At 67.7% G+C, this 23,930-nt stretch carries 25 protein-coding genes and 2 pseudogenes; 6 read left to right on the forward strand and 21 right to left on the reverse strand.

The window, feature by feature from the left end; translation table 11 throughout:
• Positions 1 to 283: 283 nt before the first annotated feature.
• The 4 genes from AB0B58_RS26345 to AB0B58_RS26360 form a co-directional block, all read right to left on the reverse strand.
• Positions 284 to 796 carry a hypothetical protein gene (locus AB0B58_RS26345; protein WP_360228771.1) on the reverse strand — a complete coding sequence of 171 codons (513 nt, stop codon included), beginning with the start codon at positions 794 to 796 and terminating at the stop codon, positions 284 to 286.
• A 191-nt stretch (positions 797 to 987) separates the two neighbouring features.
• The gene (locus AB0B58_RS26350) at positions 988 to 1,671 is read right to left on the reverse strand and encodes an rRNA adenine N-6-methyltransferase family protein (RefSeq protein ID WP_360228774.1); all 684 of its coding nucleotides are present in this window, start codon (positions 1,669 to 1,671) and stop codon (positions 988 to 990) included.
• A complete protein-coding gene (locus AB0B58_RS26355; protein WP_360228777.1) occupies positions 1,668 to 2,165 on the reverse strand; it encodes a multidrug efflux SMR transporter in 498 nt (165 codons plus the stop codon). Before AB0B58_RS26355 ends, AB0B58_RS26350 begins: the two co-directional genes overlap by 4 nt.
• Positions 2,166 to 2,292: 127 nt before the next feature.
• Positions 2,293 to 2,817 carry a hypothetical protein gene (locus tag AB0B58_RS26360; protein WP_360228780.1) on the reverse strand — a complete coding sequence of 175 codons (525 nt, stop codon included), beginning with the start codon at positions 2,815 to 2,817 and terminating at the stop codon, positions 2,293 to 2,295.
• A gap of 20 nt (positions 2,818 to 2,837) precedes the next feature.
• Here AB0B58_RS26360 and AB0B58_RS26365 point away from each other — a divergent pair, with 20 nt between their 5' ends.
• On the forward strand, positions 2,838 to 2,996 hold the full coding sequence (locus tag AB0B58_RS26365) for a hypothetical protein (protein ID WP_360228783.1): 159 nt from the start codon (positions 2,838 to 2,840) through the stop codon (positions 2,994 to 2,996).
• Between the two features lie 432 nt (positions 2,997 to 3,428).
• A complete protein-coding gene (locus AB0B58_RS26370) occupies positions 3,429 to 3,776 on the forward strand; it encodes an Lsr2 family protein (protein ID WP_360228786.1) in 348 nt (115 codons plus the stop codon).
• A gap of 77 nt (positions 3,777 to 3,853) precedes the next feature.
• Here AB0B58_RS26370 and AB0B58_RS26375 read toward each other — a convergent pair whose 3' ends face one another.
• Positions 3,854 to 4,315: a hypothetical protein gene (locus AB0B58_RS26375; protein WP_360228789.1), complete on the reverse strand. Its 462-nt coding sequence runs from the start codon at positions 4,313 to 4,315 to the stop codon at positions 3,854 to 3,856.
• Between the two features lie 137 nt (positions 4,316 to 4,452).
• Positions 4,453 to 4,797: a hypothetical protein gene (locus tag AB0B58_RS26380; RefSeq protein ID WP_360228792.1), complete on the reverse strand. Its 345-nt coding sequence runs from the start codon at positions 4,795 to 4,797 to the stop codon at positions 4,453 to 4,455.
• A 230-nt stretch (positions 4,798 to 5,027) separates the two neighbouring features.
• On the opposite strand from AB0B58_RS26380, the gene AB0B58_RS26385 reads away from it, so the two are divergent.
• Both AB0B58_RS26385 and AB0B58_RS26390 read left to right on the forward strand, forming a co-directional pair.
• The gene (locus tag AB0B58_RS26385; RefSeq protein WP_360228795.1) at positions 5,028 to 6,035 is read left to right on the forward strand and encodes an ATP-dependent DNA ligase; all 1,008 of its coding nucleotides are present in this window, start codon (positions 5,028 to 5,030) and stop codon (positions 6,033 to 6,035) included.
• Positions 6,036 to 6,113: 78 nt separating this feature from the next.
• Complete coding sequence (locus tag AB0B58_RS26390; protein ID WP_360228798.1) at positions 6,114 to 6,494, forward strand: hypothetical protein; 381 nt, start codon at positions 6,114 to 6,116, stop codon at positions 6,492 to 6,494.
• Positions 6,495 to 6,570: 76 nt separating this feature from the next.
• Here the strand turns inward: AB0B58_RS26390 and AB0B58_RS26395 are convergent, their stop codons facing one another.
• The 6 genes and pseudogenes from AB0B58_RS26395 to AB0B58_RS26420 form a co-directional block, all read right to left on the reverse strand.
• A complete protein-coding gene (locus AB0B58_RS26395) occupies positions 6,571 to 7,170 on the reverse strand; it encodes an AAA family ATPase (protein ID WP_360228801.1) in 600 nt (199 codons plus the stop codon).
• Positions 7,167 to 7,340, reverse strand: coding sequence for a hypothetical protein (locus AB0B58_RS26400; protein WP_360228804.1), 174 nt, complete (start codon positions 7,338 to 7,340; stop codon positions 7,167 to 7,169). The genes AB0B58_RS26395 and AB0B58_RS26400 overlap by 4 nt, the downstream gene beginning before the upstream one ends.
• Positions 7,337 to 8,398, reverse strand: coding sequence for a methyltransferase, FxLD system (fxlM, locus tag AB0B58_RS26405; RefSeq protein ID WP_360228807.1), 1,062 nt, complete (start codon positions 8,396 to 8,398; stop codon positions 7,337 to 7,339). Before fxlM ends, AB0B58_RS26400 begins: the two co-directional genes overlap by 4 nt.
• Positions 8,399 to 8,488: 90 nt before the next feature.
• Positions 8,489 to 9,655, reverse strand: coding sequence for an NUDIX domain-containing protein (locus AB0B58_RS26410; protein ID WP_360228810.1), 1,167 nt, complete (start codon positions 9,653 to 9,655; stop codon positions 8,489 to 8,491).
• A gap of 48 nt (positions 9,656 to 9,703) precedes the next feature.
• On the reverse strand, positions 9,704 to 10,846 hold the full coding sequence (locus AB0B58_RS26415; protein WP_360228813.1) for a methyltransferase domain-containing protein: 1,143 nt from the start codon (positions 10,844 to 10,846) through the stop codon (positions 9,704 to 9,706).
• Positions 10,847 to 10,899: 53 nt separating this feature from the next.
• Positions 10,900 to 11,743: pseudogene (locus tag AB0B58_RS26420) on the reverse strand (ABC transporter ATP-binding protein); the annotation flags it as partial.
• A 231-nt stretch (positions 11,744 to 11,974) separates the two neighbouring features.
• Here AB0B58_RS26420 and AB0B58_RS26425 point away from each other — a divergent pair.
• Positions 11,975 to 12,439 (forward strand): hypothetical protein, encoded by a 465-nt coding sequence (locus tag AB0B58_RS26425; protein ID WP_360228816.1) that lies wholly within the window; start codon positions 11,975 to 11,977, stop codon positions 12,437 to 12,439.
• Here the strand turns inward: AB0B58_RS26425 and AB0B58_RS26430 are convergent.
• From AB0B58_RS26430 to AB0B58_RS26465, 8 genes and pseudogenes are all read right to left on the reverse strand, one after another.
• Complete coding sequence (locus tag AB0B58_RS26430) at positions 12,357 to 14,714, reverse strand: tyrosine-type recombinase/integrase (protein ID WP_360228819.1); 2,358 nt, start codon at positions 14,712 to 14,714, stop codon at positions 12,357 to 12,359. The genes AB0B58_RS26425 and AB0B58_RS26430 overlap by 83 nt on opposite strands.
• A complete protein-coding gene (locus AB0B58_RS26435) occupies positions 14,711 to 15,757 on the reverse strand; it encodes a tyrosine-type recombinase/integrase (protein WP_360228822.1) in 1,047 nt (348 codons plus the stop codon). The genes AB0B58_RS26430 and AB0B58_RS26435 overlap by 4 nt, the downstream gene beginning before the upstream one ends.
• Positions 15,758 to 15,819: 62 nt before the next feature.
• Positions 15,820 to 16,821, reverse strand: a pseudogene (locus AB0B58_RS26440) (ABC transporter ATP-binding protein); the annotation flags it as partial.
• Positions 16,822 to 17,211: 390 nt separating this feature from the next.
• On the reverse strand, positions 17,212 to 17,877 hold the full coding sequence (locus AB0B58_RS26445) for a hypothetical protein (protein ID WP_360228825.1): 666 nt from the start codon (positions 17,875 to 17,877) through the stop codon (positions 17,212 to 17,214).
• A gap of 11 nt (positions 17,878 to 17,888) precedes the next feature.
• Entirely contained in the window at positions 17,889 to 18,785 is an 897-nt protein-coding gene (locus AB0B58_RS26450) for a carbohydrate kinase family protein (RefSeq protein ID WP_360228828.1), read from the reverse strand.
• A 5-nt stretch (positions 18,786 to 18,790) separates the two neighbouring features.
• Complete coding sequence (locus tag AB0B58_RS26455) at positions 18,791 to 19,234, reverse strand: NUDIX domain-containing protein (protein WP_360228831.1); 444 nt, start codon at positions 19,232 to 19,234, stop codon at positions 18,791 to 18,793.
• 64 nt (positions 19,235 to 19,298) lie between these two features.
• On the reverse strand, positions 19,299 to 20,456 hold the full coding sequence (locus AB0B58_RS26460) for a radical SAM/SPASM domain-containing protein (RefSeq protein ID WP_360228834.1): 1,158 nt from the start codon (positions 20,454 to 20,456) through the stop codon (positions 19,299 to 19,301).
• Positions 20,453 to 21,169, reverse strand: coding sequence for a hypothetical protein (locus tag AB0B58_RS26465; RefSeq protein WP_360228837.1), 717 nt, complete (start codon positions 21,167 to 21,169; stop codon positions 20,453 to 20,455). Before AB0B58_RS26465 ends, AB0B58_RS26460 begins: the two co-directional genes overlap by 4 nt.
• Positions 21,170 to 21,811: 642 nt before the next feature.
• On the opposite strand from AB0B58_RS26465, the gene AB0B58_RS26470 reads away from it, so the two are divergent.
• A complete protein-coding gene (locus AB0B58_RS26470; RefSeq protein ID WP_360228841.1) occupies positions 21,812 to 22,636 on the forward strand; it encodes an alpha/beta fold hydrolase in 825 nt (274 codons plus the stop codon).
• On the opposite strand, the gene AB0B58_RS26475 is transcribed toward AB0B58_RS26470, so the two are convergent.
• Positions 22,593 to 23,789: a helix-turn-helix transcriptional regulator gene (locus tag AB0B58_RS26475; protein WP_360228844.1), complete on the reverse strand. Its 1,197-nt coding sequence runs from the start codon at positions 23,787 to 23,789 to the stop codon at positions 22,593 to 22,595. The genes AB0B58_RS26470 and AB0B58_RS26475 overlap by 44 nt on opposite strands.
• Positions 23,790 to 23,930 lie beyond the last annotated feature (141 nt).

A 23,930-nucleotide genomic window follows, 5' to 3' on the forward strand; every position in this document is an offset into this window, starting at 1 on the left:
GCGGCGGAGTCCTGACCGAGCGGTTACAGGGCGCCCCGAACAGCCGGATCGTGATCGAACAGGCCAAAGGCGCCGTCGCTCAAGCCCGCTAGATCAGCGTCGACGACGCATTCACCAGCATCCGCATTACGCCCGAGGCAACAACAGAAGGCTCACCGACGTCGCACACACCATCGTCACCGACCAGAGCGCCCTACTCCACCTCGCATGATCCGAGGGCCGGCGCGATCCTCCTTCGTGGCACGCACTCACATCGCCATGAGCGCGCATCGAATTCCAGGCCTTATAGCCGAGGATTGACCACTTCATTGTCATCCTTCTCGGATTCAGGCCTCTTGCGTCGCTCCTTTGCGTATTGCCTTATGGCACTCAGACCGAGAGCGATCATAAAAGCGCCTGGGACGTAAAGGACCAACGCGAGCGGATTCATGGTCCCCGGGCTCGAGATCGGCAACAAAAACAAGAAAAGGCCGCAGGCGGTATAGCTACCTGACGTGAGAAGCATCGTCGTAGCAACCTTGCGTTGCGAGAAGCGACGGCCTCGTCGAAAATGACGAAGTGACGCGAGCGCGGCGATCATCAGTGACACGCTGCCAGTGAAGGCGAGGAAGATAGCTGCTACTGCGACTACAGCCGCGTTCTTTGGGAACAAGCCCGCGACTGCACCCAATAGGTAAACGATGGCTGCCGCAATAAGGTTAGCAACCACATTGATGCCAACGTCCCGAAGGAGGCGTGTTAACGCCGAGCCTTGTTGATCAGCCGCATCTGGGACTGACGTATCGTCTGATGACACGCGGAAATCGTATATTGCCCTGCCAAATGCGCCCGGCCCTGCGCACTCTTCTCCTCTGCTTGAGCGAGGCAACAGGCGGCGCGCGGGTGCCGGCCGCAACTGTCTACCGCACGCTGGCCGCGTCTGATGGGAGTGGGCCAATTGGAGCTGGGTGGGGCCGCGTCAGACCGTCAGAGCCACGCCAACGAAGGTCAGCGCTTCGTGGGAGCTCGCAATGCGGTCCTGGTCGAAGGGCTGCGGCAGACGTAGAGGTGCGCTGGAGGAACGTTGCGCCACACGGTCCGGGTCTGGGAAACGGATCCGAAGCTTCGGTGTAGGTGGCGACGGAACCGTCGTGCTGAGGGCAGCATCCGCACCGGCAGGGTGGCCACCGTTGCGAAGGTGCCGTTCGGGTGCATGGCGTCGGTGATGGCGGCGAGTATTCGCGGTTGTGTCGCGGTGGAGATTATCGACCAGGGTAGGGCGCTGATGATGAGGTCTGGCGGCGGGAGGCCCGCGGTGCGGAGCAGTGCGGGTAGGTCGATGGCGTCGCCGTGCACGACGTTGAGCCATGGCCGGGTTTCGCGGAGGTGGGCCACCATGGTTGTGTTGATCTCGATGCTGGTCAGTGTGCTGCCGGCCGGCATCCGGGCGTGTAGGACGTCGGTGATGGCGCCGGCGCCGGGGCCGAGTTCGACGACGGTCTGTGGGTCGCCGTCGGGGACGAGCAGGCCGGCGGCTTGAGCTGCCAGGCGTGGCCCGCTTTGGGCGATGGCGCCGATCTGGTGTGGCGCGCGCAGTGCCTCGGTGAGGAATCTGGTGGTGGCGCGCGGAGCTTGGGCGTTGGCGCGATCCGAGGTGGTCGTTGGAGGGACCTGTCGCTGCGCTGTGGTCATGGTCTTGTCCTCGCGCTGGAGATGGCGCCGGCGGGCTGAGCGGTGGCGGCGTTGGCCTGGGCGGCGTCGACCGGGTTCGGCGTCGCCGAGACGAGCGGACGCCGGGGTGTGGACAACCTGTGGACGACGGCGGCGTTGTCGGCCGGCGGCGCGGTGGTGGTGGTGGTGGTGGTGGTGGTGGTGAGGTGCAGCAGGGTGACGCCGCCGATGATCAAGGCGATGGCGCTGATCTTGCGTAATGTCAGGGTTTCGCCGAAAAGCATCACGCCGATGACGGCGAGTGCGGTGGTGCCGATTCCGGACCATGCCGCGTAGGCGACGCCGATCTCCATGCCCGCTTTAAGCGCTTTGGCGAGGCAGGCGTAGGACAGGCCGTACAGGGCGACGGTGACTGCGGTGAGCGCGTGTCGGGTAAGCCCGTCGGAGAGAGTCAGCGTGGTGGTCGCGAGCACCTCCGCGGTGATCGCGGCGGCCAGTAGCAGCCAGCCCGTCATGGCTCGTCCGTTCGGGTGGGGTTCTGTCGCATCGCTACTCCGTGTCTGCCGGGCGGCTGGGAGGGTTGGGAGCGCTCGCGGTCAGGTTGAGTTCAGCGCCGGAAGGCGATGGCCGCGGCTGGCAGGGTTAGGGGCGCCATCGCTGCAGGGTCTGGTGGATGTCGCAGGTGGCGAGTTCCACGTTGGCGGGGTGGTATTTGCCCTCGTAGCGCAGGCAGGCGTGCCGGCCGGCGTGCGCGAAGGCGCTGAAGCTCTTAAGCACGATTGCCGTGGTCTTGCCGCCCCGCTTGACCGTGAAGACCTCCCAATAGGTGCTGGCGCCGAGGCTGCACGACTGGGAGTAGGGGATACCGAGACCGGTGGTCCCGGAACGTGCCAGGCACTTGCCGGTCTGGAGGTTCTTGAGTTGCCAGATCGGGTGCCCGTTCAGCCGGCCGACGAGGATGACCTGCCAGTTGCGGGCTTTGGTGGGTTTGGTGCTGCAGCTTCGTGCGCGCAGGTCGGCCGGGTTGGCGTAGGGGCGCACGCAGGTGCCGTCCTTCACGGTCTTGATCTGGCGCACGGTGGCAGCTTGCGCCGGGGTGGCGGCGACGAGCGTGGCGGTCAGCGCCACGGCGGCCAACGCGGCGACGCGCATCAAGGTCCTGGCCATGGGGTTTCTTCCCTTCGGCGGTGAATCTCGGTGGTGATGAAGCCGGCGGCGACCACGCAATCTGCGGCACCTGGCACCCGGTTCTCGATGACGACGTGACACACCTGGCCTGGTCAGGTATTCGCGCCAGGAGTCCTGTTCAGGGTCAGTTCGTCTCGATCGACTTCACCGTCGACTGAGGTCGGAATGCGGAGCGATCTCCGCCCTTAGGTCCGTTTCTGATAGGTAGCACAGATGTGTCAGCGAAGCGGAAAGTTGCCGGGTAGGGTGCTTCTGCATCGCTGCCATTGGCGTTCTCGACGATCTCCCAGAACCTGGGTGGGTGGTAGCTGTCCGTGGTAGTCCGGGGCTGTCCCGCCGTTCTGATCTGGAGGCGTCCTGCACGCCGTTATTCGCGGTTGATCGTCGTCAGTGCAGTGATCGCAGCGCGGCGAAATGCGCGCTGGTATGGTGCCGGCGAGCCGGTATCGAGACGCCGATGCGTGTTCGATGCCTCACACATAGTCGCCCCCGATGCGGGGTGGCCGAATATCGGCCTGCGGCGACTATGGTTAAGCCTGACAAGGCCGCGATCGAATACCGGTCGCGACGTTTCTGGGAGCGCTGACTTTATGGCTAAGCAAGTCATTACCCTTCTCACCGACGACCTCGACGGCAGCGAGGCGGACCGCACCGTGGAGTTCGGGCTCGACGGGGTGAACTACACCATCGATCTGTCCGAGAAAAACGCAGGCAAGCTGCGCAAGATTCTCGACCCTTACCTCGCGGTCGCCGCTCGGGGCGGGCGTGGAACGACTACCGGCGCCGCTACCTCGCGTCGCGCCGCGGCGCAGCCGCAGCGGGTCAACCGTGATCAGAACCAGGCGATCCGGGAGTGGGCGAAGAAGAACGGCCACGAGGTTTCCGACCGTGGCCGGATCCCTACCGCGGTCGTTGACGCATTCCACAGCAAGCGCTAGCCGAGGTCGGTACGTCTACGGCTTGCGCGGTAGGGAGGTCGTTTCGAGTTCTGCGGGAATGAACTCGAAACGGCTCCTCAGCGAGGGTGGTCGGACCCGGATCTCTCGGCCGAGTCGCGTGCAGGCGGATCTGCGGTCAGTCGGGGGGTCGACAGCACCTCGTGGTGGGCGATACGCAGGCCATCGACGGCCCGGTCGGATCCTCGTGGCAGGAGACGATCGACAACCACCCAGACGTCTGCCAGCGCGCGTTCCAGCGTCGCGATGCGCATCGCATGCTGGCGGCGCGCTGCCGTACGAACTTGCTCAATGCGGCGAATCCAACCCGCTGCGGCAGCCTCCGAGTTAGCTGCCGATCCGGCTGGCGTGGTGCTTGGCACTGCCGTAATGGGAACGATGGCGGCAACAGGGCGTCCTGCGTCAGTGATTACCGTGATCTGGCCGCTGAGCGGGGTCAGCCGCACGATTTGCGTCAGGCGCGTTCGTGCTTCGGGCAGCGGCAGTTCGATCCGGCGTGGCGGCGCGGCGGGTTCGACCATAGGTTCATGGTGACGAGGGGATATGACATTTTCTCCCGCTCGAAAGCCAGCGCATCCCATGTGAGCAACCTTGATCAAGCGATGCCCGACGATTTCCCGGCTCGATGAGCCGCGGCTAGCGATCTTTGGGGTCTCTTCTATTGCGCGCCCGGGGCGCTGCCCCAGCGCACCCGGCTGGCCAGCAAGCCGACGGCGTCCGGCCACCACCAGGCCCCGCCGTTCAGGTAGAGGCAGGGAGCCTGGGCGCTGATGTCGTCGCGGATTCGGGTCAGTTCCACCCCGGGCATCAGTAGCCGCACGACCGTTCCGTCTGCGGCCGGCAGGTCCCAGCCGTACCGGCCGTCGCGGTCCGCCGCCGGGTCCCGCACCGGCTCCCCCAGCACCGCGCCGCGCTCGCGTGCCGCGGCCAGCAGCACCTCGACGTTCGCTGCGGCGAGTTCCTCGCTGGTGTCGTCGAGCGGCGCACTCCCCGGATTGATCATGGCCCGACGATACGGCTCAGGGCATCGGTGCCGCACCACACCCGGTAGGCGCACCTCCCGGCCGCCGGCCACCGCCAGCCGGGTGGAGGTATGTGCCTCATCGTCGCGGTCTGAGCGGAAGAGGCCTTGCTACGTCGGGCAGGGTCGCCAGAAAGCCGTCGTTTTCCCTGGTCAAGGCCACTGCAGGGTGACTAGCGTCGGGACGATCTCGTGGTGGGAGGTCGTTGCTGGTGCTGTGCTGGCCGGTCGAGCCGATGCGGGCGGAGCCGATGCCGTCGCCGCCGGTCCCGCCGTACGCCGAAGCGACCGTGCTCGAGCCTAAGTGGGACGGCTGGCGCAGCCTGGCCTGGGTCAACCGTGACGGTGCTCGGCTGCAGTCCCGGCACGGCCGCGACCTGACCGCGTACTTCCCCGACGTCTGCGCCGCCCTGACCGAGCATCTGCCAGCCGGGGTGATCGTGGACGGCGAGCTGGTCTGTTGGGATGGCGCCCATGGCCGCACTGCGTTCGCCGATCTGCGTCGGCGGATCACCGTGGGCCGAGGCCTGGCTGCGGAGGTCGCGCAGCGCCCTGCCCACCTGGTGATCTTCGACCTGCTCCGCGACGGTCGCGGCCGCGAGCTGCTCGACCAGCCGCTGGCCCAGCGCCGACGACGGCTGCAGCGGCTGCTCGCCGGCGGGCCGTCGCAGCTGGTGCTGTGCCCGCAAACCACCGACCCCGATCTGGCGCGGGCGTGGTTCACCGACTACGCGGTGGCGGGGATCGAGGGCCTGGTCGTCAAGGACGCCGCCAAGCCGTACCGGCCGGGCTCTGTGGGTTGGGGCAAGGTCCGCCGCAAGTCCACCACGGAGCTCATCGTCGGCGGGGTGACGGGCACCGCCGCCCACCCGGGCAGCTTGCTGCTGGGCCGCTACGACGCCCGGGGCCGGCTCCGGCTGGTCGCGCAGAGTCATCCGGTCAAGGCCATGCAGCGCAGCGAGTTGGCCGCCAGCCTGCAGCCGATGGCGTTCCAGGGCGCAGGCGCTGGGCACCCCTGGCCGTGGCCCCTGCCTGCCGGCTGGTCGATGAGCCTGACTGACCGCCACCCTTTGCCGTACGTGCAGGTAGAACCGCTGCTGGTCGCCGAGGTCGAGGTCGACGGCGTGACCGACGGACCTGGCCGACACCGGCACCTCTGCCGCCATGTCCGCCTACGCCCGGACCTCTCACCGGATGACGTCGCCCTGGTGTCGCCGTAGAACAGGCCCGCGCTGGCGATACCCGACTAGCTGGGTCGGCGCTCGGCAACCAGACCGGATTCCGCCAAATTAGCACACATGTTCGACTACCCTGGCCCGGTGGAGTGGCGCACACAATGGCGGATCACCATTCGCTGGGACCACGCCGACAACTCCCCCGTCGGCGCGGTCACGCTGGAACGCGACTGCAGGACCCCGGCTGAGCTCCGGTTCATCCTCGGCCGAGCCCGATCTGACGAACATGTCGTCGCGTTTCCGTACCGGCAGGTCCGTGTCCTGGTCGGCGACGAGCCCCAGCAGTGCCGCGCCGGGCACACCTACCGCGGCGGGTCCGCGACGCGGCCGGCCCGCGATTGGTGGCCGTGCGCCTGCGGCGGCCACCTCGTCATCCGCTGTGTATGCGGCGACGTGATGGTCACGCCAGTGGTCGGGGACGATTGCAACGCGCGCGCCCGGTGAAGATCGGATCAATCGGTCACATCGCCACCGGAACCGCGCCTCACGGCCCGCAGGCTTGGTGCATCCGGCTGCTGTTTCAACTGTCTCTTGCTGCCGTCTTTTCTGCGCAGCGTGGGCATTGTGCTGGGCATGGGGTGCCGGCTGTTGCACCGCTCAGACCGCTGCCTTCGAGGATCATCGCGACAGCCTCGTCGAACGTCGTGGTCTCCGGGATGATGACTTCGCCGGGCACGCCCAGCACGTCGCTGCCGACGTACCACTCGCGCATCTGCTCTGCGGTGACCGCAATCGGCTCCTCGCGGCGGTGATGCCGGCGCACGGTCTCATCGAACGACACTCGCATCCAGTACACGGCTGTCGGCCCTGTGTGGCTGCCGATGAGCTCGCGCAGCATTACGCCATACGAGCCGGTGGACAGGATCCCCTCGACGATCACGTGATAGCCGGCATCGAGCGCGCACCGCGCCATCGTGGCGATCATTCCCGGCGCGACCGGATCCTGCTGGCCGCCGTGCTCCCTCAGCACCACCCGGCGCACAACATCGAGCTCGATGAGCGCGGCACCGCGACCGTATCGGCGGCGAACTTCCCGAGCTGTCGTGGTCTTCCCGCTACCGGAGTTTCCGCGAATCACGATGAGAACCGGAAATGGCGCCGAACGCTGATCGACGGTCACCGCGGCCTCGCCGGTACCGTCCAGGTGACCACGATCGTGGCGTCCCGGCGGGGCACGGCCAGCTGAAGCTGGCCGGCCGCGATCAGGGATGTGCCCGTGGGATGCACGGTGATGTCCGGGCCGGGACCGTGCCGGTAGTCGCGGTCCCAGGCGACGACGAGATCGGTCAAGTCCTTGGCGAGGGCGGCAGCGTCAGGTCCGAAGCTGTGGGCGCCAAACTGCCAGGTGTTGTCGTCGGTCCTCCGCATGGTGAGATGAAGCTGTCGCCGGTGAGCAGGGTAGGGCAGGTGAACCGGTCCTGGGGGTCCAACAGGCCCTGGGTGGCGTCACGGTCGACGGCGAGGGCACCGAAGAGGCGCGGTTGGCTGGACAGCCAAAGGTGCAGGCTTTCGAACGAGTCATGTTCCTGCATCGTGATCGTGACCGGCGACCACACATCCGTCCGGGGCCACGTCAGCGCTGCGGTGAGGGCGCTGACATCGACGTCGATCGGGTCGTCGAGCAGCAGGACGATGTCGTCGCCGCGTAGCGGGATCCGGCGGGCGAGCTGGCGGCGGTCGCCCTGCATCGGGACGAATCCGCATTGCAGCATTGCCGCAGTGGCGAGGTGATCACCGGATCGTTGCAGGGTGAGACAACGAGTCAGGGTACGCATCCGTAGCGGAACGACGATCCTGCCGCCGGGGGCGAGCTGCTCGACCCAGTGCGGTGAGACGTCGCCGGCTTCGACGGACACGATGATCGCGTCGTAGGGGCCCGCCGGCGGGTGGCCGAGGGTGCCGTCGCCGTGCACGACCTGCACCTGCGGGTAGCCGGCCTGGTCGAGGTAGTCGCGGGCGCGGTCGGTGATGTCGGCGTCGATGTCGACGGTGACGACGTGGCCGGCCGGGCCGACGATCTCGGCGATCAGGGCCGCCTGATATCCGCCGGAGCCAATTTCAAGGGCTCGCGAGCCCGGTCGAAGGCCGGACTGTTCCAGCGCATAGGCCTGGACCCAGGGTGCCGACACGGAGCTGACCGTCTTGCCGTCCGGGCCGCGTTTCGTGGTCACGGTGTTGTCGTCGTACGCGTCGACGAGGGAGACGGCGTCCGGTACGAACAGGTGTCGCGGAACCGTGTTGAAGGCGGCCTCAACCTCGGGCGTGCGAATCCAGCCCTTCTCGACCAGGTGTGCTGTCAGGCCGGATCGCAGTCGCTCCGGCGCGCTGCCGTCCACAGCAGTGTCCATTGATGTTCCTTTCTGCAGGTTGATAGGCCGGCATCGCCGCCGCGCGAGTCCTGCGGCGTAGACCGTCAAGGCGGCCGGGGGTCGCAGTTGCTATCGCGTGCCGGTGTCCAGGGCGCCTGGCGACAGCTGCGGAAGGGGCCAGTCGTCCGGCACCCGCCAGGTGGACCAGTCCTCGGCCAGTGGCCCCTGGCCGGCTTCGACGAACGCGACGGCTCGCAGTCGGGCCGCTTGTACCCGCCGGTCCTCGGCGTCCGAGACCAGGCCGTGCCGCCGGATCTCGTCGTACTCGTCCTCGTCTTTCCAGCGCCATGTCGTGCTGGCCGGGTCGGTGATGAGGTCCAGCAGCAGGTCGCAGGTGTCGATGCCGATCGCAGTGCGGGTCACCGGCCGCTCAAAGTTGATCTTCCAGTGTGCGGGACGGTCGTCGGTCGGCTGGTAGAGCTGCACGTTGAAGTCCGGGTCGAGACCGACCCACGTCACGACGATGGTGTCCTGCCAGATCCAGCGGCCGAGTTCCCCACCGCCGCCGGCCAGGTCGGTGACGGCCTGCTTGCGGGCTGATTCGTCGCCGTCGGTGAACCATCTGATCCAGTTGGCCGGGGTGTAGCCGATGGTGCCGGGCCAGGTCGCGAGCACCAGCCGGGTGCCGTCGTCGGAGAGGACGCGGTGCGGGGCCGCGGTCCAGACTCGGCCGTCGAGCACGTCACGGCGAGTGACTGTTGCGCCTTCAGCGAAGGGGATCATCGGGGATCTCCGTTCACGATCTCGGGCAGGAACATGGACGACGTCGGCAGGTTGCTGACGGTGGAAGTCGACCCCCCAGCCTTCGAGGGAGAACGGCCGGCTTCTGCTGATCTGTGCCAGGGCGGCAGCGGTGTAGGCGATCGTGTTGGCGGGTGGGCTTGCAGGATCCGCCCAGATGAGCTGGGCGCATTTGTGGGGTTCACGATTGACCGGCTGGCCGTCCCAGAGGGTGGCGAGGAAGAAGAACCCGAGGCGCGGGTCATCGTGGCCGTAGCGACGGTGAACGACATGGACGAACTCGAGATCGGTGGCGTTCAGGACGACACCGATCTCCTCGGCGGTCTCCCAGATTACGGCGGCGATCACCGACTCCTCGTCTTCGAGGTGCCCGCCGGGAAGGCAGAGTTGGCCGTCGGCGACGCCGGTACCGGCACGTTCAAGGAACAGGACCTGGCCGTCGGCGCGACGCAGCAACACGTGAACCACAACGATGGTGCGGTAGCGGCTGGTCACGGGTCTCCTTTGCACGTCACTCGCCTGCACGCCTGCTTCGATGAGGCGCTATCGAATCGGGGCGCGGTTCACCGGCTGCCGCCCGACCGCGGGCAGGTGGGCGCGCAGGTCCCAGCCGGGCTGGCCGGGGCCGTGGTGCGGCACGAGGGTGGTGGTGAAGGAGTCGGCGGCGGGGCGGCCGGCCTGTTCCCAGCGGCCCAGCCAGGTCCGCAGCGTGTTCAGCGACGGCGAATCCGGGCGGTCGGCGAGGATCGTCGCGTCGGTCAGGATCATGGCGGCCGATGTGGCGGTGGTGTGGCCGAGGCCGCGGATCCGGTTGCGGAGGGAGGCGAGGCTCAGATGCGGATCGGTCAGGGCAGCGGTGAAGGCTCCCCACGAGCGCCAGTCCGCCTCCATGGGGCTGTAGGTTTCGGTGTGTCCGGGGTTCAGCAGTAGATCGAGGGCTGTGCGGGCGCCGGTGTGCTTTTCGTCGTCGTTCGTGCGCCAGCCGATGGATATCCACGAAGGGTCCGGCTGCTGGTCGCAGTAGTCGACCCAGCGGCCGGGGACACTCACGGCGTCATCGACCGGCACGGTGGTGCTCTGGGCATAGGCGCCACCGGTGATGGCTTCCACCCGGGGCTGGCCTGCCTCAATGACGATGGTCGCGATCAGGGTGGTGGACGGCAGCTTAGCGATCGGCAGGGCTGCGACGATCCGCCCGCCATCAACGACCTGATCCACCCAGGCCCGGGGCAGCCGTGGCGGCGAGCACCAGGCGATCACGCGGTGATAAGGCGCTGCGGGCGGGTAGCCGGCGAGGCCGTCGGCGACCCGGCAGTCCACGCCGGCGACCCCGCGTTCGTCGTGGATCGCCATGGCTCGGGAGGCGAGCTCTTCGCTGATGTCGACGCTGGTGACCCGCCCCTGCGGGCCGCACAACAGGGCGAGGATCGCGCCGCTGTATCCGGAGCCGGTGCCGATCTCCAAGACCCGATCGCCGGGGCGTACCTGCAGGGAGAGCAGTTCGCGGCGGATGAAATCGGGCTGCGAGCGGTGCAGCGTTTCGCCGTGCTCAGGGTGGTGGGTGTAGTAATGCTCCGGCACGGTGGCGAAGGCGCCGTCGAGCGAGGTCGCAGCTGTGTCGGTCATCGCGAGTTTCTCCGTTCTCGGCTCGGTCTCGTCTGCCAGGGGAGCCCATCGGGCCAGCACCAGTCTTCGCGCACCCTTCTGGGCTGGTGCGCGTCACCGTTCGGGCAGGCCGGTCACACCGCCTCGCCGGTCGAGCCGGCCGGCTGGTATCCGGCAGCCTGCAACGTGAATAGCTCTCGATATCTGCCGCCAGCGGCGATGAGTTCGCGGTGCGTGCCTTCTTCGACAAGGCGGCCGTCGTGCATCACGAAGATCCGGTCAGCGTGGATCACGTTGGCGAGCCGATGCGTGATCAAGATCGTCGTGTGGCGGCTTTGGCGCCCGCGGATCGCCTGGAACAGGGTGTCCTCGGCGCGCGGGTCGAGCGCCGACGACGGCTCATCCATCACCAGCAGTTCCGCGTCGCGGTAGAAACCGCGGCCAGCGGTGATCCGCTGCCACTGCCCGCCGGACAACTCCTGACCGTCTTTGAACGTGCGATCCAGCAACGTCTCATACCCGTGCGGCAAGGCGACGATCGGATCATGGGCGGCGGCCTGCCGCGCCGCGGCCTCGATCCGCGCCTGCTCAGGTACCGCGTCGAGGTCACCCATGGCGATGTTCGTCGCCGCCGTGTACGGCCAATGGTGATGTTCCTGCATCACCACCGCCAACCGGGCCCGCAACCCGTCTGTCCCAGTGGGCGAAGGGCTGCCCGTTCCACTCGATCACCCCTGCGGTCGGAGCACGGAGACCGGCGATCATCGCGGCGAGGGTGGACTTGCCCGAGCCGTTCTCCCCGACGAACGCCACCGTCTGCCCGGCCTCGATCGTCAGGCTGACGTCGTCGACGGCCCGGTCGTCGCGGTCGGGATACTGCAGGCTCACCCCGCGAACCGTCAGCCGCGTCAACGGCGCGGGCACCGCACGGGTGCCGGGCCCGCTCGCCGGCAGGTAGTCGACGGCGCGGTCCAAGAACTTGACGTACTGCTTCATTATGTGGAATAAGAAACGGCTGGTCACCGGGTTCCTCCATGCGTGTCGCTGAGGGTGCGGGAACGGCGATCGCCGACGGTTCTGAGCTGGCCGATCGCTGCTGCTGGCGCCACGGTGATCTACGAGTCCGAATGCCAGTACAGTCCCTGTGCCGACGCTGTGGCATCGGCGATGTGTCGGCACGTGGCGTGCCTTCAACGGGGAGGTACGGCTGTGCGACGTCAACTGGTCCGGTCCGTCATCGCGGTGGTCGCGGTGGGGATGCTCGGTGGTTGCGCTGTCGATCGCAGCGTGGCGGGCGTCGAGGACATCTTGATCGACAACTATCTGGAGCCGTTGGAGAAGGCAGGAATCGGCGTCACCGTGGAGAGCGCCTGCCGATACCCCGGGGACATGACTTATCCCTGGCACGTGAGCGTGGCGCTGCGCCTGGACGCGCCGGTGGACCGGGTGGCCCGGTTCCTTCAGGACGAGGGCATGGTGGTCCGCACCGACCGCAACCCGATGATCGTTCAGCAAATCTTCAACAACCCTGATGACGGCTGGAACGGAGGGCTGGAGGCGAAAGGTGAGCAGTCCCTGTTGTCGCTGGTGTTCAACAACGCCGACCGCTCTGGCTGGTCCGGCACCGTGGGCTGGTCTGACACGTGTCCTCCTCCGCTGGGCCCGACCGAGTGACGGTGAGCAGCGGTAGTAGCTGACGAGGAGTGGGGCCGGCCGGGGTGGGGACGTCGGCGAGGCGTTCCAGGAGCTGGTCGACTGCTTGTTCGCCGTCGTCGACGGCGGCCTTCTCGTCGTCGGTCAGCGGAATGCTGACCAGCATCCGTTGCAGGTTGGACTTGGCTTCCAGCAGCAGCGCTCGGCTGGATTGCTTCGGGGTGTAGAAGTCGCACCGCGCGCAGGCCATGCGGTGTTGGCATTGCTCGAAGAAGGTGTAGGTGCAGTAGCCGTGGCCGAGGTCGTAGTACTGCCAGGGCTCCCCGGTCGCGGCGGCGCCGGAGGCGACTGCCTCACGATCGAGTAGCACCTCGATGGTGCGTAGGTTGCGGCCGAAGTAGCCGGCGTCGCGGTATGCCTTGGACAGCGCGTTCGGGGTGATCTTGGCGTAGTACGCGGTGGCCTGGGGTGTCTTGTGGCCGAGCCAGGCTTGCAGCTCGAACAGCGTCATCGGCTCCTTGGCGTTGTAGAGCTGGCTGGCGATCGTTGACCTGGCGCGGTGGCTGGTGATCTTCCCGCGGACGTCGGTGTCCGGGACGCCGGCCTTGCGGCAGAGCGCGGGGATGATGGTGTCGTTGATGTAGGTGGTGCTCAGCGGCTTCGCGCGGTTGGCGAACAGCAGATCTACCAGTTCTCCGGTCTTGCGGTCGGGTAGCCGGGGTTGCTGGGGGCGCACGGCCTGCCAGATCTCGATCGCCTGCCCGAGGAGCGGGTCGACGGGTTTGGTGAACGCCGTGCCGGTCTTATGGGTGGGGATGTCGAGCAGGCAGATCGCGTCATCGACGAGGACTTCGCGGTCCCCGGCCGAGACCGGCTGCTCCTTGTGCTGCCAGCGCACGCAGCCGACGCGGAGTCGGACGATCTCGTCGCTGCGCTGACCGGCGAACAGCCACACGCTGGTGATCGCCCGGATCATCTCGATCGGATAGCCGTATCGGTAGCCGCTCTGGGACAGGTCTTCGGTCTGCAGATTGATGCCGGCCCACAGCAGCTTGGCCCAGGTCTCGTCGGCGATGACGCGAGGGTCGGGGCCGACGATCGCGCGCAGGGAACGCGGGGTCTCGAACGCCCGGCGCGGGTCGAACCGGCGGCGGATCCATTCCCATTCCTGTAGATCGCTGAAGAACACCCGCAGGGGGCGCAGGTAGGCGATCTTCGTCAGCGGGCTCAGCGGCTTGTCCGGGTCGCTGCCTATCTTGGTCGGGTCCTTGACGAAGGCACCGCGATTCATCCGGTCCACCGCGGCGACCCAGGCCGCGCAGGTCTGGCGAGTCCATTGGCCTGGCTCCGTGACGTCCGGGTGGTTGACGGTCAGCCACCGGCCGGCACGGGCCAGGATGGTGCGGTAGCCGCGCCGGACGTTGCGCGAGAGGGTCGAGGTCGCGAACCACTTCTCCACTGCGGCGGTCCACGCCGGCGCCGCGTCGGTGATCTCGGAACAGGGCTGGACGCCGCGTCGTTGCGGTGGCTCCGTGATCCCGAGGGCTGCCAGTGCGCGCTGCAACCCGAACAGCGCCGACAGCGGCTTGCCGGCGAACGACGGATGTAGCCGCAGCTGCTCGACGGCATCGGTCGTCAGGTCGTCCAGCAACGGGCTGCGGTTCATGAGCAGCGCCTGGATGAGGAACGTCCGGAACCAGCTGTTGGCCGGCACGCTGTCCTGGTAGCCCCAGCCGTGCATCACCTGCTGCACCGAGCTCAGAGCGCGTTCGACGGGTTCGACACCGAACACCTTGTGCGCCACGTAGCGGCGGCTGAACTTGCCGAGCAGATGGAAGTCCTCGAAGTCCGACAGCGTCCAGGCCATCGCGATCAAGATGGATCGGGCTCCGGCGTCGACCTCCTGATCGTGGCCGAACTCGGTCGCACCCTGACCGATCAGCCGCGCCCACGTCGCTGGATCGAACGCCCAGTAGCTGGACTGCCGCTCGTGACAGGCGCGCAGGAGCACGGCGATCGCGTCGACCGCCGTCGGGTGCCGGGAAGGTCCCGCCGGGAACCATCCCTTCGCCGCGGCGAGATCGACAAGTGGGCGGCGGAGACGTCCCAGGGCCTGCCACGCCACCTCGTTGGCGCCAGTCTGCCGCCGCAGCTTCCAGTCGACCGCCGCGAGCGCGAGCCTCTCTCGCTCAGTCAGTTCCGGGCTGATGTCAAGACCGGACAGGTCCACGGGATGGGTCCACCGGCTGGTACCCGACGCCGTCCCGGTCGGCAGACTCGCCGCAGCCGCGGTCATCGGACCGCCTCGCTGGCGGTCAGCATCTGGACCCGCCACGCGTGGATCTGCGCCATTCCGTCGGCCAGCTTGGCCGCCAGATCGCGTCCAGACAGGTGGATGTAGCGCAGCGTCGACTCCGGGTTGCGGTGCCCCGCGAACGTGGCGATGGCGTGAAGCTCCCAGCCGGCCCGGGCCAGATCCGTCAGGCACAGATGCCGAAGCGTGTGGGTCGAGAATCGAGTCACCCCGGAGGTCAGCGCCAACTGGCGGACGACCTTCGACCACGTCCACAGCGTCAGCGGCTGCGCCTGGTTGCGCCGGGACTCCGACAGGAACAACGGACCCCGTGCCCGAGTGAGCTTCGTGCGCAGGCCAAGGTATTCGCCCAGCAGAACACCGGTGGCCGCCGAGTAGGGCACGATCCGTTCGCGCCGTCCCTTGGTCGTTTCGGCACGCACCCGCAGAGTTCGCCGACCCGGATCCAGGTCTGCCGTGGTCAACAAGCAGAGCTCCTCGCGCCGAAGCCCGGCGTCGTAGGCCATCGCGAGCATCAGCCGATCGCGAACCCGTCCTCCACGTGCCGCCTGCAAGATTGCCGCCCACTCGGTCTCGTTCGGGATCCAGGGCAGCTTCACGAGCCGCGGAATCAAACCGCGTTTGCTGCCGAATCCGTTGCGGGGCGTATAGCGGCCTCGCCCGACCGGGTTCGAGTCGCGTACGCCCTCTTCGACCAAGAAGTCGTAGAACAGCCGTACCGGCACCAGCCGCTGCTGCATCGTCGCGTTCGCCAAGCCGACGCCCGAGTCGATCGACACCACGTTCTTGCCGCGTCGGCTGGGCCTCGAGCCCATCTCGCGCACGTACCTGGCGACGTGCGGCCGATCGGCGTTCGCCGGATCCATGCCCGCCGTCTCGCACATCGTCAGGTACTCGCTCAGCCCGCGCGCGTACGCATCGACCGACCGAGCAGCCAGCCCTAGATCACAGCGCATCTGAAGCCATCCGAGCGCCTGCTCATGCCGTGCCAGAACCGGCCATCGTGCCGCCAACTCCACCGCCATGCGAACTTCCAGTCACTTGGGAGCCGCGGTCGGATCCGCGGCCTCATATTCCAAATAACTGGGAAGTGCTGCCCCTCGGCGAAGACATGATCCACATGGAAGGTGACCTGCGTCAGTGCCCGCTGCGCCGCCTGCACCGCGACCACGCACGTCGCGGCGGCGGCGAGGGGGATCCGGCCGTCGAGCAGCAGCACACCGAGCAGCACGTAGACGCCGGCCGACGCCAGCCCGCTGACGATCGCGCCGATGCTGGTGGTCGTGGTGACCCGTCGCGCCAAGGCCAGGTCGATGGCGGTCTGCGCGCCCATCACCCGGTCGTACTGGCCCAGCAGGAAGTTCCGCAGCCCGTACGAACGCAGCTCGGATGCCGACACGCGTTCGGCCATCAACTTGTGCAGGACCCAGAGCCGACGACGCCGCGCCGAACCTTGCAGATACGTCTGGAACCGCTCATGACCGGCCCGCAGCGCCGCGTACGCGTTCGGGGTCGTGGCCAGCAACAACGCGACCAGCAACAACGGGTGAATGACGAGGACGGCGACCGTCACCGCGACCAGGCTGACGACGCCCGCGAGCAGATTCATGACGCCCTGGATCAGGTCGATCACCGACTCGCTGCCCCGCGACGCCCGTTCCATGCTGTCGGCGAAGTCGTCCAGGTCGAACGAGTCCAGCCCCACCGCGGTCGTCGTCTCGAACAACCGACGCTCCGCCTGCTGATTGACCCGAGGCGTCAACCCGTTCAACGCATACCCGGTGACGATCCCGAGCCCGCCGCGCACCGCGATCGACGCGGCCAACAGCGCCAACGCCGGCACGGCCGCCTTCACCCGATCCGGGGTCGGCCCGGCAGCGAACAACTCGACCAGCACCCGCTGTGTCGCCAGCAACCCGAACGTCGCCATCGCACCCGCCGCCAGCGTCGCCGCCGCGACGATCGCGGTCCGTGCCCGGTCAGCACGCCAGCTGATCCGCAAAGCCTCGACCACCAGCCGCGGCATCTCGGTGAACACGCCGAGCAGGCCGGCGTCGATCCGGGCCATCATCCCCTGCTCCCACCACATCGGCCGAAGCTCAGGCAACACCGCCTCATTCGGCGTCGCGTCTCGCTGCGTGGGAAGGTCACCGTGCTGAGCTTGTCGTGCGGTCGCAGTCACTCGATCAGCGCTCCTCGGTGGACGTGGATGGGCCGCCTGTCGTGCAGGCGGCGGTTACCGTGTCACCGCCTACAGGTACCGCACCGCGACGGCGACGGACTGTCGGGCGCGCGACCCTGCCGGCAGGATTCGCACATGTGGTCGAACGCTGCGTGTCGCTGACGGACGCCCGTTGAGCCCCGGATTGGCCGGCGCGGTGACGCCGCGAAGTCCTTCGCCTGATAGCCCGGGAAGGGGAGGGGTTGCGCTTCGGGCCGATGATGCCGGCGGCATCACCGGCCCGATGGACGCGCGTGATCACATCGCTCGGCTGAGCACGCCATCGGTGGCGAGCTGGCGGACACGGTCGGCGGCCTGCTCGGGTGTCATGCGCTTGGCGGCAGCGGCGGCGGGGTCTTCGGTGGCGGCGCCGTACTGCCACCAGGCCTCGCCGGTGGTGCGGTCGCTGACCATGAAGCGGTCTTTGACAGCGGGGCCTCGCACGATCAGCGTGGTGGTGTAGGGCGCGGCGGTGACGGAGTGGATCGACGTGTGGTGCAGGACGTAGGTGTCGCCGGCGGTTTCGGTGCGGACCATGCGGGGTCGCAGGGTGGACACGTCGATGGGTTCGGCGTCGGCGATTTGGTCTTCGGTGCCGTAGAGGGTGTGGGTGTAGCTGCCGTACAGGATGCGGCTGGCGTAGGTCCAGCGGTGGTTGTGCGGGCGATCGTAGTAGCCGGGCAGGAAGATGTGCAGGCGTAGCCGCCAGCCGGTGGGGTCGTCGTGCAGGACGATCTTGTCGAGGATGTCGTAGTGCTCGCAGAGCGCGGTCAGGTGCGGGTCGGCCAGGGCCTTGCTGACGAGGTCGTCCAGCAGGCCGCGGTCCTGGTCGAGGCTGGTGAGTAGCTTGTCGCTGGTGTCGGCGACGGCGCTCAGGTCGTCCCAATCGAGGGTGCGCAGGTCGTCGAACAGGTTGTCGATCACAGGGGCCTCCTTCAGACGGTGGTGAGGACGTCGGCGGGTATTTGCCGGGGTACCAGGGCTGCGGGGCTGGCGCAGTGCTGTGTTCCGGCGTTGCAGCCGACGGTCAGGGCGGTGTCGATGTCGGCGCCGGTGAGGATGGCGCGGGCGTAGCCGGCGGAGAACGCGGCCCCGGCGCCATGGGTGTGGTGGATGGCAGCCTCGGGGGCGGCCACCCGGTGGAGCTGGTGGCGGGTGCGGGCGAATGCGCCGTGACGGCCGACGGTGACGACGACCGTGTGCGGGGCGAACAGGTGGAAGAGGGTGTCGGCGACATCCGCGGCGGAGTCGACGGCGGAGTCGTCGACGCTGGTCTGGACCGTAAGCAGTCGTCGGCTCCTCGCGGCGGCGATGACGTCCGGGCTGGGCTGATCGCCGCCGAGGTTGAGCAGCAGCGGCGTGTCCTGCGCCGCGGCGACGGCGCGGGCGGCGGCGTCGGCGATGACGTGGTAGCAGTCGATGTAGGCGAGTCGAGTGCGGGTGAGTAGGGCCAGGTCGGCGGTGAGCAGGTCGGCGTAGGCGTGTGTCAGCGCCGCGAACCAGGTGCGGGTGCCGCGGTCAGCGATCACGGTCAGGTGCGGCGTCGCGGTACCGGCGACCGCATGCACGTTGTGGTCGACACCGAAGTGGTCAAGCCACCCGCGCAGGCGTTGCCCGGTGTGGTCGGCGCCGACGCTGTTGGCGATCAGACCGGTCCGCAGGCCGAGGCGGGCGGCGGTGATGGCGGTCAGCGGACCGTCACCGGCGATCGAGGCCGCGGTGGCGTCGACGGCGGCGCCGCTGTTCGGAAGCGGGTACGTGTCGACGTGCATGACTTGCGCGTCGGCCAGGTAGCTGAAGCAAACCAGATCGAGGAGACGGTCCGCTGCCATCGCTGCTACTTCCAGCCACGCTCGGAGTACGGCTCACCCTTGGCGTAGTGAGTCAGCGCCTGCCGGGCGTAGGGGATCATCTGCTCGGGCAGCTCCGCGATCGGGAACCATTTCCAGCCGGCGCACTTGTGCGGCTCGGTGTTGACCGGCTCACCGTCCCAGCGGGTGACCTCGAAGAACAGCGCGGCGCGGGCGGACTCGGTCCAGTGGTGCAGCAGGTGCGCGAGACGTACGTTGGCGGGGTCGATGGTGACGCCGATTTCCTCCTGGGCTTCGCGGACCAGGCTGAAGGTGGCGGACTCGCGGTCCTCGCCGTGCCCGGACGGCGGGTGCCAGCAGCCGTCCCCAAATCCGGTGTTGATGCGCTGGCCGAGCAGAATGTCATCACCGCGGCGCAGGAGCAGGTGTACGTCGATCTGGGCGCGTTGACGGCCGGCGGACTCACTCATAGGTGTCTCCTCATGTTTTCCGAGCGAGATGGGTTCTCGCCTAGGGTTCAACGGCGGTGCGGGGTCAGGCGATGGGCACGTCGGCCTTCCACAGCCGGCAGACCGGGACGATGTCCTCGACGGCCGCGCAGGACGCGGCGCCCATGACCAGTTCCTCGGCCGGGCAGCCGCCGCCGCACGCGGTCGGCGCCTTGCAGTCCCCGCAGGCGGATCGGGTCATCGCCTTGGCGAACAGGTCGAACTCGTTCCCACCCTCGGCGCGGTTGAGCTGCACGTCGCCGTCGACCATGTTCGCGAAGTGCAGCTCGGTGTCGAACAGGTACGAGCAGACGTAGCAGCGGCCGTCGGGGAAGACGCTGATGCGGTCAAGGGTGCGGCCGATGCATCCGCAGTAGCCCTGGGCGGCGTAGTGGGCGACGCGGGAGCGCCGGGCGTAAGTGGGCTGGTACCAGATGCGGGTCTGGTGACCAGGCCCGACGCGTTCGAGTTGTTCGTAGAACTCGATCCACTCCATCGGGCTCATGGCGAGTTCCTCGGCACCGTGGCCGGTGCCGATGGTGGAGAACACGTGGTACTTGACCAGGCTGACGCCGAGCTGGTCAGCGATGTCGAGCAGCTGCAGGGCGTCGCCGGCGTTGGCCTTGTTGACGGTGCAGATGATCCGGGTGTCGAAGCCCGCCTCGGCAAGGCGGGCCACGTTGCGCAGCGTCTCGTCGAAACGCCCCGGCCCGCGGATCTGGTCGTGGCTGGCCGCGCTACCGCCGTCCAGACTGATCTGCACGTACGCGAAATCGGACGGCCGCATCTGGCGGAACTTGCGCCACGCCGGGTCGAGGCCGTTGCTGGTGGTGATCACGTGCCCGAAGCCGAGCGCGCCCGCGGCCCGGATGATCGCGATGTAGTCGGGATGCAGGGTGGGTTCTCCGCCAAGGATGGTCAGCTTCGAGCTGCCGAGTTTCCGCCACGTCCGCAGGGTGTCGACGACCTTGTCGTACGGCATCTTCAACGCCCGGTCCAGGCGTTCGCCCATGTAGCAATGCTCGCAACGCAACTGACACGCCTCAGTGATGTACAGGTACAGGTTGCGGAACCGTCCGTACGGGACCTGGTCCACGTGCTCGGGCATCGGGGCGTGCGCGCTGGCCGGCAGCCGGGCGTGCCCGTACCGGTCGGTACTGTCGTCGGGGCGCAGGGTCGGGATGGGTAGCGGGACGAGGCTCATGACCAGGCGCTCCTCAACGGCGTGGGGTGAAGGGTGAGGCGACAGGCGGCCTGCACGGCGACGGCCGTGGTGGTGATGTCGCCGGTGGAGTCCAGGAAGTGGCACGGCACGTGCGCGGCGAGGGCGGCCGTACGGATCGCGGGCAGCGAGGCACGGAACCGGCCCAACCGGGCCTGGAACAGCTCGGGTGTGTCGGAGCGGCGGGCCGCGAGCCTGCCGCCGCACCGCCGGCACCGCTGCGGATCGTCGTCTGCGGCGTGGGCGGGCTGATGCGGGTCACCTCGAGGATCCGGCTCGCAGCTCGCGCACACCCGCCGGGTCTGGGCCCGGTCGGCGAGAACCCGATCGGGGGCGGTCAGGACGACCAGGTCCAGCCGGGCGCCGATAGCCGCGGCCCGGTCCCGGAGAAGATCAAGCTGGGCGGCGTTGCCGGGCAGGTTCTCCAGCACCATGACGGGACAGAGCTCGGGAAACGCGTCCGACAGCGCGGCGCCGAACAGGACCGCGACGGCGGTGTCCGGTAACCAGCCGAGGGGATCGGTGGTGGCGAACGCCGCCGCCTGAGCGGGGTGCGCCTGCCGGTAGGTTTCGGCGAACTCGCGCAACCGGAAGACGCCAGCGCCAGCGGTGTCCTGCAGGTGCCGGCTCAGTGTGCTCTTGCCCACCGCAGGTGGCCCGATGACGGCGATCAACCTGACCGGAGGCCTGCTCATCGTGGTTTCCTACCGGTCTGCGCAGGACCACCCATCGGCCAACAGTCCACATCGATGGCGCCCGTCCACATCCCCGGCAGGCCGGGCAGCGCTCTGAATAGAGAGCCTCGGCTGCCCATACATCCTCCTAATCGACGCGGCGCGTGAGCACGCCTATTGAATTCTGGTTCGCGAGTCCCGCACCGCCATCTGGCCATGACTGCGACCTCCCGCGAGATCTCCTGGGTTCATGGCATCGTCATGACCCCTACGATCCCGGAGTGCGCAGCTGGCAATTCGTCCCATCCGGCGAGCAGTGCGATGAGACAGTCTCGCGCAACGATTTCTGAACGCTCAGTATTCAAACGGTGCCGAGGTCATGTCGGAAAGTGCTTAACGGAGTCTCCGACAATCTTCCGGCAACGACGTTTCGACTTCAGTCGATCATCCGCGGCGCTTGGGAGGCGCGGAGGTGCTGCTGGCAAGCCTGCGCCGCTGGGGCCGAAGCGTCCGGCCGATACCTCGCTGCTAATCCCGAGTTCGTCGACTCTGTGTCGGCAACCTCCGACAAGATTCCGACATGCCCGCCGTGCGACTCTGGCGCCTTGCACGGGAGTCTGAGAGTCTGGCCTTGCAGCGCGGCCAGGCGATGGAAGGGGTCTCATGCCGTCCGACCAGGAGGTTCGATTTCGCTCTCTGGACGGCTTAGACCTCGTGGGAGATCTTGCTGTTCCCGACGGCTCGGCGGAGCTTGGCGTCGTGCAGGTCCATGGCGGTGGGGTGACGCGGCATGAGGCGGGGTTTTTCGATCGCATGGCGGCCGGCCTCGCCGATGCAGGCGTAGCGGCGCTGCGCTTTGACCTGCGCGGTCATGGTGAATCCGGAGGCAATCAGGAGGATCTGACGATCGCCGCCGTCCTCAACGACATCCGCAGCGCGTTCGCATTTCTGCGCGAGGCCACGGGGGTCGGGCGTACCGCGCTGGTGGGGCAGAGCTTCGGCGGCGGCATCTGCGCCTACTACGCGGCATCGCGGCCCAAGGACGTCGACCGGCTGGTAATGCTATGCCCGCGGATCAACTATAAGAGGCGCACGATTGATGACCGACCCTATTGGGTAGACGATCATTTGCAGCCAGATCAAGCGAGAGAGCTTGAGGACCGAGGGTTCATTCAGTACTCCCCCACGTTTCGGCACGGACGCGCGTTCCTGAATGAAGTGTTCTGGTTGCAGCCACACACCGTCTTAAGTGATATTCAGGCTCCCACGCTCGTCGTTCACGGCACGGCGGACACCCTGGTCCCGATCGACACAACGTTGGCCGCAATGCCACTCCTCAACTCTGCATCGCGCCTGCTAAAGATCGAGGGCGCGCAACACGGCTTCGCCGTCGACGGGGACCCGACGTATCTGAATCCACAGAGTCAGGAATGGCAGGCCCAGGTCATCCGAGCTGTCGCTGACTGGGTGACTGTTCCACCCGGCTGAGCGCGTCGGCGAGCACTGCCACCGCCTCGCGCGCCTCCCAATGCCTGAGCAGCGAGTGAGTCTCCTCGACCGTACGCCGCGTGCGCAGCGAGCCCGTCCTTACGGACGCCGACAGGGCCTGCTGCGCGCGATCGGCGGCGAGATCCGGCTCTTCGACTCGGGCGAGCGCCACCGCCTGCCGGGACCGGAAGTAACCGGCGTCGCGCAGCGACACGCCCTCGCCGGTGAGCCCGTCCTCGTACAGTTGCACGGCACGCTCGGGCTGGGCGGCCTCGATCCAACACGACGCCTCGCGCAACGTCAGGTCGTCTCCACCTGCCACCTCCCGCGCCTGCCCGACCGCCCGATCGAGATCGACGGTCTGACCCACCATCAGGTCCCCGCGGGCAATCTGAAGCAAGGCCTCGGCGTGGAACCTCGGTGACAGCCGCCACGGACCCTCGATCGCGGCCCGCGCGAACAGCCGAACGCGGTGGCCCGATCTCGACTCGTAGGCCATCTGCGACTTGCGAAGCAGGACAAAGCCCTGCATCGACGTGTCTCCGCACAGCTGCGCGTACTCCATCGCCCGGTCATACCAGTACGTCGCCTGCGCGAGGTTCGCAAGATCCCGAAACAGCCACCCGATGAACTCGGCCGCTTCGGCGCCAACCGCGAGTGCCTCATCTCGCAGTCGGTCGGGCATGTCCGGCGTCACGGACTCCACGACGTCGATAACCCCGTTGGCGGTCGACAGGGCCGCTGCCGGGCCGTACCGGCCGTCGATCATCTTGGCCGTCTCCAGTTGCAGCCTGACGACCTCGAGAAACTCGGTTCCGACGTTGCGGGCCGGAGCAGCCACACCACGCCGGATCTGATCGGCCCCTTCCGGATTCCACGCCGCGCTGCCGGGTCGTTGGTGAGCCCGTTGGTGGGCTTTGGCAGCGTCGTAGCCTCGGACAAGTTCCCCGCCAGCGCCGAGCAGGCCATCGGCACTTTCCCAGAAGGACCGATTGACGTGCTGGAGCCCAGTCTCGATGTTGGCGATGCTGCTTCGGCTGTACAGCGTCCGCTCGCCGAGATTCTCCTGGTTGAGCCCAGCCGCTCGTCGCCTTGCGGCCAGCTGCCGACCCAGGTCGCGCCAGGCCGCTCGGACGGATTGGGGATCGGCCACGGCAGCCTCGCTTCGGATAGGGGTTCGCCGGCTTAAGGCTGTCCAGGAAGGTGCCCACCACGAGTGAGCGCGCCGGCGAGGCAGCCATTGTACGTCTACCAGGATCGACCGACTGGCTACTCTCGGTGACCGGCGAGGCGG

The organism is Actinoplanes sp. NPDC049118, assembly GCF_040648555.1.
Taxonomy (GTDB): Bacteria; Actinomycetota; Actinomycetes; order Mycobacteriales; family Micromonosporaceae; genus Actinoplanes.

Excerpts from the sequence above, each read along its gene's own strand:
- AB0B58_RS26350 (WP_360228774.1), bottom strand. The coding sequence starts at position 1,671 with ATGACCACAGCGCAGCGACAGGTCCCTCCAACGACCACCTCGGATCGC.
- AB0B58_RS26355 (WP_360228777.1), bottom strand. The coding sequence starts at position 2,165 with ATGACGGGCTGGCTGCTACTGGCCGCCGCGATCACCGCGGAGGTGCTC.
- AB0B58_RS26360 (WP_360228780.1), bottom strand. The coding sequence starts at position 2,817 with ATGGCCAGGACCTTGATGCGCGTCGCCGCGTTGGCCGCCGTGGCGCTG.
- AB0B58_RS26370 (WP_360228786.1), top strand. The coding sequence starts at position 3,429 with ATGGCTAAGCAAGTCATTACCCTTCTCACCGACGACCTCGACGGCAGC.
- AB0B58_RS26375 (WP_360228789.1), bottom strand. The coding sequence starts at position 4,315 with ATGGTCGAACCCGCCGCGCCGCCACGCCGGATCGAACTGCCGCTGCCC.
- AB0B58_RS26380 (WP_360228792.1), bottom strand. The coding sequence starts at position 4,797 with ATGATCAATCCGGGGAGTGCGCCGCTCGACGACACCAGCGAGGAACTC.
- AB0B58_RS26390 (WP_360228798.1), top strand. The coding sequence starts at position 6,114 with ATGTTCGACTACCCTGGCCCGGTGGAGTGGCGCACACAATGGCGGATC.
- fxlM (WP_360228807.1), bottom strand. The coding sequence starts at position 8,398 with ATGGACACTGCTGTGGACGGCAGCGCGCCGGAGCGACTGCGATCCGGC.
- AB0B58_RS26430 (WP_360228819.1), bottom strand. The coding sequence starts at position 14,714 with ATGACCGCGGCTGCGGCGAGTCTGCCGACCGGGACGGCGTCGGGTACC.
- AB0B58_RS26435 (WP_360228822.1), bottom strand. The coding sequence starts at position 15,757 with ATGGCGGTGGAGTTGGCGGCACGATGGCCGGTTCTGGCACGGCATGAG.
- AB0B58_RS26450 (WP_360228828.1), bottom strand. The coding sequence starts at position 18,785 with ATGGCAGCGGACCGTCTCCTCGATCTGGTTTGCTTCAGCTACCTGGCC.
- AB0B58_RS26455 (WP_360228831.1), bottom strand. The coding sequence starts at position 19,234 with ATGAGTGAGTCCGCCGGCCGTCAACGCGCCCAGATCGACGTACACCTG.
- AB0B58_RS26460 (WP_360228834.1), bottom strand. The coding sequence starts at position 20,456 with ATGAGCCTCGTCCCGCTACCCATCCCGACCCTGCGCCCCGACGACAGT.
- AB0B58_RS26465 (WP_360228837.1), bottom strand. The coding sequence starts at position 21,169 with ATGAGCAGGCCTCCGGTCAGGTTGATCGCCGTCATCGGGCCACCTGCG.
- AB0B58_RS26470 (WP_360228841.1), top strand. The coding sequence starts at position 21,812 with ATGCCGTCCGACCAGGAGGTTCGATTTCGCTCTCTGGACGGCTTAGAC.